Below are 6,293 nucleotides of genomic sequence, written 5' to 3'. Positions count from 1 at the left end.
GCGCACGCCGAGCGGGATGCCTTCCGCGATGATGTCGAGGTCGCGGTCGGCGGTCTGGATACGCAGGTCGATGCCCGGCAGCTCGTCACGGAACTGCTGCAGGCGCGGCATCATCCAGAACGAACCGAACGCGGTCGAGGCGGCCAGCGTGACATGACCGCCGGTCGCCTGCAGGCGCAGATCCTCCGCCGATTTGCGGATGTGCGAAAGGCCGAGCGAGACGTCGGCATGGAAGCGCTCGCCGGCCTCGGTCAGGAGCACCTGGCGGTGGCGGCGCTGGAACAGCTTGGCGCCGAGCTGTTCTTCCAGTCCGCGCACGGCGTAGGAGACGGCGGCCTGCGTCATGCCCAGCTCGCGCCCGGCGGCGGTGAAGCTCGACAGCCGCCCGGCCGCCTCGAAGACGATCAGGCTGCCGGCCGAAGGCAGAAGGTGGCGCAAGCTTCGCATAAGCTGAGCTTATACAAGAGATCAGGATTTTCCAGCGTCACATCACCATTTTGTCGCGCTAGGCTCCTTCATGAGTGGAATGGAGTTGCCATGAACGCACCGGCCCCCGAAGTGACCGAACATGCCAACCGCCGCAGTGGCGGCCGCCTGGGGCGCAAGGCCCTGCGCGGAGCTCCCGTAACGTCGTTCCCGACGCTGGTCCGCCAGATCCCCGTCTACCAGATGGTCCCGGATGAGGCGGTCGAGCTGATCCACGAGGAGTCGCTCTTGATCCTCGAAGAGGTGGGCTGCGAGTTCCGCGACGACGAGGCGATCGCACTGTGGAAGGCGGCGGGCGCGGATGTCTCGGAAACCCGTGTGCGGATCGACCGGGCCCTGCTGATGGAACTGGTGTCGAAGGTCCCGTCGGAGTTCACGCTCAATGCGAGGAATCCGCAGCGCACGGTGCGGGTGGGCGGCAACAATACCATCTTCGTGCCGATGTATGGCGCGCCCTATGTTCGCGATCTCGATAACAACAGGCGTTACGGCACGCTCGCCGACCTCAACAATTTCCACAAACTCGCCTACATGGCGCCGGCGCTGCATTCATCGAGTTCGGTCATTTGCGAGCCGATGGAAATCGCGGTACCGAAGCGTCACCTCCACATCATCCATTCCGCGCTTAAGCATTCCGACAAGCCGTTCATGGGCATCGTCACGTCCAAGGAGCGGGCGGAAGACACGATGGCGATGGCAGGCATCGTGTTCGGAGAGGATTACGTCCGCGACAATCCGGTCCTGGTGTCGATCACCAACTGCAATTCGCCGCTGGTGTGGGACGCCACCATGCTGGACGCGATGAAGGTCTATGCGCGAAGCAACCAGCCGCTGATCCTCGCACCCTTTGCACTGTGCGGCGCCTCGACTTCGGCGTCCGCCGTGGGCGCTGTGGCACAGGTCAATGCGGAAGCGCTGGCGGGCGTCGCCTTCACGCAGCTGCTGCGCCCAGGCTCGCCGCAGATCTACGGACAGTTCATGGTCACGGTGGACATGAAGACCGGTGCTCCGATGGGCGGCACGCCCGAGGCGGCGCAGATGATGTATCTGATGGGAGCGCTGGCACGGAAATACCGGCTGCCGTGGCGCACCTCCGGCTTCCATGTCGGGTCGAAGCTCAACGACGCCCAGGCTGGTTACGAGGCGAACATGCTGATGCATGCCGCCATCCTCGCCGGCGCCAACTACATCTGGCACTCCGCCGGATGGCTCGAGGCCGGCCTGACCTGCGGCTATTCGAAATTCGCCACCGACTGCGAACAGCTCATCGGCTGGTACAAATATGCCGGCGGCCTGCCGTTCGACGATTTCAAGGAAGCCATGGCGGCAATCCGCGAGGTGGGACCGCAGGGCCATTTCCTCGGTACCCAGCACACGCTGGAACATTTCGAATCCGCCTTCTTCATGCCCTCGATCATGGACTTCAATTCGTTCGAACAGTGGAAGGCAGAAGGGGCGAAGGACCACGACACGCGCGGCCGCGAGAAGGCGCGCAACATGCTGGCGGATTACGAGGAGCCGAAGCTCGACGAAGGCATCGCCGATGGCCTGATGGATTTCATCGCGCGGCGCGAGGAGAGGCTGCCGGACAGCGTCAGTTGAGGCGAAGAACCAAGATCAAAGGGAACCAGACGGGAGGAAAAAATGGCATTCTTCAGAAGCAGTGGCGATCGCGTGCCGAGCGCTATCGAGGCAATGGCGGTCGAAGCACGCGCGGGTCGTGTCGACCGGCGCGAGTTCCTGGCGCTGGCAAGCGCCTTCGGCGCATCGACGGCTCTTGCCTATGGCATGATCGGCCTTGCCGTGCCGGATCGGGCCTTGGCCGAAGAGCCGAAGAAAGGCGGAACGCTGCGCGTCTCGATGTCGGTGAAGGGACAGAAGGATCCGCGCACTTACGACTGGGTGGAACTGGCGAACATTTCGCGCTGCTGGCTGGAGCCGCTTGTCCGCTATACCAGGCAATTCACCTTCGAGCCGGTCCTGCTCGAAAGCTGGGATATCAACGACGACGCCACCGAATACGTGCTGCATGTGCGCAAGGGCATCACGTGGAACAATGGCGATGCCTTCAACGCCGATGACGTCGCTCACAATCTGACCCGCTGGTGCGAGAAGAATGTCGCCGGCAATTCCATGGCCGCCCGGGTCGGCGCGCTGATCGACGCAAAGACCGGCAAGGCCAGGGATGGCGCGATCACCAAGGTCGACGACAATACGGTCAAGCTGAAGTTAAGCGAACCAGACATTTCGCTGATCCCGAATTTCACCGACTATCCGGCGCTCGTCGTCCATCGCAGCTTCGATGCCGACGGTGCCGATCCGATCAAGAAGCCGATCGGCACGGGACCGTTCGAACTGGTCTCCTACGATGTCGGCCAGAAGGCGGTCGTCAAGCGTCGTGAGAATGGCAAATGGTGGGGTGGTGAGGCGCCGCTCGACAGCGTCGAGTTCGTCGACTACGGCACCGATTTCAACGCCACCGTGAACGCGTTCGAATCCGGTGAGATCGACCTCAATTTCGAGTCGCCCGCCGACTTCATCGACATTCTCGACAAGATGGATCTGGTGAAATCGGAGGTGGCGACGGCGACGACGCTGGTTGCCCGCACCAACATCACCCACAAGCCCTATGACGACAAGCGGGTGCGCAACGCCCTGCAAATGGCCGTCGACAACAATGCGGTCCTCGAACTCGGTTATGCCGGGCGAGGCACCCCTGGTGAAAACCACCACGTCGCCCCGATCCATCCGGAATACTATGCGCTGCCCAAGAAGACACGCGACGCCGCCGGCGCCAAGAAGCTGATGGCGGAAGCCGGACAGGCCGACTTCGAGCATGAGCTGATCACCATCGAGGACGATTGGCAGAAGAATACCGGCGACGCCATTGCCGGCCAGTTGCGCGATGCCGGGATCAAGGTGAAGCGCACGGTGCTGCCGGGTTCGACCTTCTGGAACGACTGGACGAAATATCCCTATTCGATGACGATCTGGTACATGCGCCCGCTTGGCGTGCAGGTGCTGGCGCTCGGCTATCGCACCGGCGAGGCCTGGAATGAATCGGCATATTCCAACCCCGATTTCGATGCCAAGCTCAAGCAGGCGCTTTCGCTCATCGACGTGGAGAAACGACGCGAGGTCATGAAGGATGTCGAGCAGATCCTGCAGGATTCGGGCGTCATTATTCAGCCCTTCTGGCAGAAGCTCTACAGCCACATGAGCAAGAAGGTGAAGAACTATGGTGTCCACCAGACATTCGAGATGGACCTTCAGAACGTCTGGCTGGACGGCTGAAACAAGGTGCTGCAGGACTTCATGAGCCGCAAAAAAGCCGATATGCAGGATACGTGGTGTTGATAGGCTCAAGCCGTCAAAAGCCGGAGATTCTGCATGCGACTGACAGTGATCGTTGCCGCCCTTTCGATAGCCCTGCCGGCCGGAGCCGTCGCCGGACCGGCGTCCGACGCGGTGAAGTTCTTCTATGCCCCGGCGGTCAAGTTCGAGGCCGACGAACAATATCGGGACCGGTTCACCGAACCGGTGACGAAACTGTTCGACCTGAACGACCAGGCAACGAAAAAGAACCCGGACCAGGTCGCCTGCATCGATTTCGATCCTGGTCTCGACGCTCAGGATTTCGATCAGAAAACCGTCTCGAAAACGCTGAAACTGTCTGAGAAGCAGGATGGCGACAACGCACAGGTCACGGCATCCTTCAGCCTGTTTCCGGAAGGCGATGATTCCAAACGTGAAATGCTCTGGTCGCTCAAGAAGATCGACGGCAAGTGGAAGATATCGGACATCGCTTCCAAAACCAGCGACTGGACGCTCAGCGCGCTGGAATGCATGGCCGGCCAGACGCCGGAGTGAAGCGATGGCCCACCGCCGGTTCGTGGCACTGTCGGGTGTGTGCCTGCTGGCGGCTCTGAGCGGCGCCGCCGCGCAAGGCTTGTTGGGTGCGCCGCCGGCAAACGCCCCGGCCGACACCCAGCCGAGCGACAGCGCTGCACCGCCCGCAAATGCGCCGGGCGGAGCGGCAGAACCGGCCACGCCGCCGGTTGGATGGTCGCCGGCCGAAGCCGCGCCCGCCGCACCGATCCAGCCGGGCTCGCCGACCGCCGTTGTGCGGCCGTTTTACGATCAGGTCGGGCTGGAGATCGATCCGGCCGAGCGAAGCCATTTCATCGATCCAGCCAAAACCGTGCTCGACAAGAGCGACGCCTTGCGCAAATCCGGGCAGGGCGAGTGCCTCGACCCCAACATGGCGCTCGACAATGCCGATTACGACAAGGCCGAGATCGACAAGAGCCTGAAGACGCTCGAGGCGATCAACGGTGACCAGGCCAAGGTCATCGTCGCCTTCGTCATATCGGGCAACCCGCACCGGCTGGAATGGAAATTCAAGAAGGTCGATGGCGACTGGAAGATCACGGACCTGTTGTCGGTGACCGGCGAATGGGCACTCAGCCAATATCAATGCGAATGATGGGCGAGCTCAACCCCGCCCGCGATAGGGCGCCACCCCGGTGTCGGGGAGCCAGGCGCCTTCCGGCGGAGCGCCGGTTTGCCAGAACACATCGATCGGAATGCCGCCGCGTGGATACCAATAGCCGCCTATGCGCAACCACAGCGGCTTGGTTGCCGCCACGATGCGGCGGCCGATCATGACGGTGCAGTCTTCATGGAAGGCGCCATGGTTGCGAAACGAGGTCATGAACAGCTTGAGCGACTTCGATTCCACCAGAGCCGCATCGGGTGCGTAGTCGATGACGATATGGGCGAAGTCCGGTTGGCCGGTGACCGGGCACAGCGAGGTGAATTCCGGGCAGGTGAAGCGCACGATCGCCGGCGGCCCGTCGCCGCGCGAAAACGGTACGGTCTCCAGGACCGCTGCTTCGGGGCTTTGTGGCGTCTCGACGTGCGCACCGAGCTGGGTGAGAGTTTTGGTGTCGATCATGGGCCCAATCCTTGTCGCATGCGCCCGGAGTGCGTGCGGGACGACATGCTTGAAAACGAATTTTGCCGCTCATTAGCACAATTTGAAACCGCAGGAAGACGATGACCTCCAACGATCCGCTTCTCCAGCCCTACCAGCTCAAACATCTGACGCTGAAGAACCGGGTCATGTCGACCAGCCATGAGCCGGCCTATTCCGAGGACGGCATGCCGAAACAGCGATACCGGCTCTACCATGCCGAGAAGGCTAGGGGAGGCATGGCGCTGACCATGACCGCCGGCTCGGCGATCGTCTCGCGCGACAGCCCGGCCGCTTTCGGCAATCTGCATGTCTATGACGACAGGATCGTGCCGTGGCTGGCCGAGCTCGCCGATGCCTGCCACGAGCACGACTGCAAGGTGATGATCCAGATCACCCATCTCGGCCGCCGTACCGGCTGGAACAAGGCCGACTGGCTGCCGGTACTCTCGGCCTCGCCGGTGCGTGAGCCGGCGCATCGCGCATTCCCGAAAACCATCGAGGACTGGGACATCGAGCGCATCGTCGCCGACTATGCTTCGGCCGCCCAGCGCTGTCAGGCCGCCGGCCTGGACGGCATCGAGTTCGAATCCTACGGCCATCTGATGGACGGCTTCTGGTCGCCGGCCACCAACCATCGCGACGACGAATTCGGCGGCTCGCTCGACAACCGCCTGCGCTTCACCAACATGGTGCTTGATGCCGTGCGTGCGTCGGTCGGCGAGAAATTCGTCGTCGGCATCCGCATGGTCGCTGACGAAGATTTCGAAAAAGGCCTGTCCAAACAGGAGGGCATCGAGATCGCCAGGCGGCTGGCCAATTCCGGCAAGGT

The 6,293-nt window shown here is 62.3% G+C and carries 6 protein-coding genes and 1 pseudogene; 5 read left to right on the top strand and 2 right to left on the bottom strand.

What is annotated here, in order from left to right:
• Window positions 1-447, bottom strand: a 447-nt coding sequence (locus EN949_RS31745) for a LysR family transcriptional regulator (RefSeq protein WP_127371889.1), incomplete at its 3' end; no start/stop codon positions are given.
• Window positions 448-537: 90 nt separating this feature from the next.
• Here EN949_RS31745 and EN949_RS31740 point away from each other — a divergent pair.
• From EN949_RS31740 to EN949_RS31725, 4 genes are all read left to right on the top strand, one after another.
• Window positions 538-2,088 (top strand): trimethylamine methyltransferase family protein, encoded by a 1,551-nt coding sequence (locus EN949_RS31740; RefSeq protein WP_013532332.1) that lies wholly within the window; start codon window positions 538-540, stop codon window positions 2,086-2,088.
• Window positions 2,089-2,130: 42 nt separating this feature from the next.
• Window positions 2,131-3,780, top strand: coding sequence for an ABC transporter substrate-binding protein (locus EN949_RS31735; RefSeq protein WP_027163239.1), 1,650 nt, complete (start codon window positions 2,131-2,133; stop codon window positions 3,778-3,780).
• Window positions 3,781-3,876: 96 nt separating this feature from the next.
• Entirely contained in the window at window positions 3,877-4,356 is a 480-nt protein-coding gene (locus tag EN949_RS31730; RefSeq protein ID WP_027163240.1) for a DUF3828 domain-containing protein, read from the top strand.
• Window positions 4,357-4,360: 4 nt separating this feature from the next.
• Window positions 4,361-4,972, top strand: a complete 612-nt coding sequence (locus tag EN949_RS31725; RefSeq protein WP_013532329.1) for a hypothetical protein — start codon at window positions 4,361-4,363, stop codon at window positions 4,970-4,972.
• A 9-nt stretch (window positions 4,973-4,981) separates the two neighbouring features.
• Here EN949_RS31725 and queF read toward each other — a convergent pair whose 3' ends face one another.
• Complete coding sequence (gene queF / locus EN949_RS31720) at window positions 4,982-5,443, bottom strand: preQ(1) synthase (RefSeq protein WP_010915503.1); 462 nt, start codon at window positions 5,441-5,443, stop codon at window positions 4,982-4,984.
• 101 nt (window positions 5,444-5,544) lie between these two features.
• Between queF and EN949_RS31715 the strand changes: the two are divergent.
• A pseudogene (locus EN949_RS31715) lies at window positions 5,545-6,293 on the top strand (N-methylproline demethylase); the annotation flags it as partial.

The sequence above is a fragment of the Mesorhizobium sp. M7A.F.Ca.US.007.01.2.1 genome (assembly GCF_003998165.1).
Taxonomy (GTDB): domain Bacteria; phylum Pseudomonadota; class Alphaproteobacteria; order Rhizobiales; family Rhizobiaceae; genus Mesorhizobium; species Mesorhizobium ciceri.
The sequence above is the reverse complement of the archived record's forward strand: the minus strand, read 5'-3'. Positions and strand labels throughout refer to the sequence as shown.

Excerpts from the sequence above, each read along its gene's own strand:
- EN949_RS31740 (WP_013532332.1), top strand. The coding sequence starts at position 538 with ATGAACGCACCGGCCCCCGAAGTGACCGAACATGCCAACCGCCGCAGT.
- EN949_RS31730 (WP_027163240.1), top strand. The coding sequence starts at position 3,877 with ATGCGACTGACAGTGATCGTTGCCGCCCTTTCGATAGCCCTGCCGGCC.
- queF (WP_010915503.1), bottom strand. The coding sequence starts at position 5,443 with ATGATCGACACCAAAACTCTCACCCAGCTCGGTGCGCACGTCGAGACG.
- EN949_RS31725 (WP_013532329.1), top strand. The coding sequence starts at position 4,361 with ATGGCCCACCGCCGGTTCGTGGCACTGTCGGGTGTGTGCCTGCTGGCG.
- EN949_RS31735 (WP_027163239.1), top strand. The coding sequence starts at position 2,131 with ATGGCATTCTTCAGAAGCAGTGGCGATCGCGTGCCGAGCGCTATCGAG.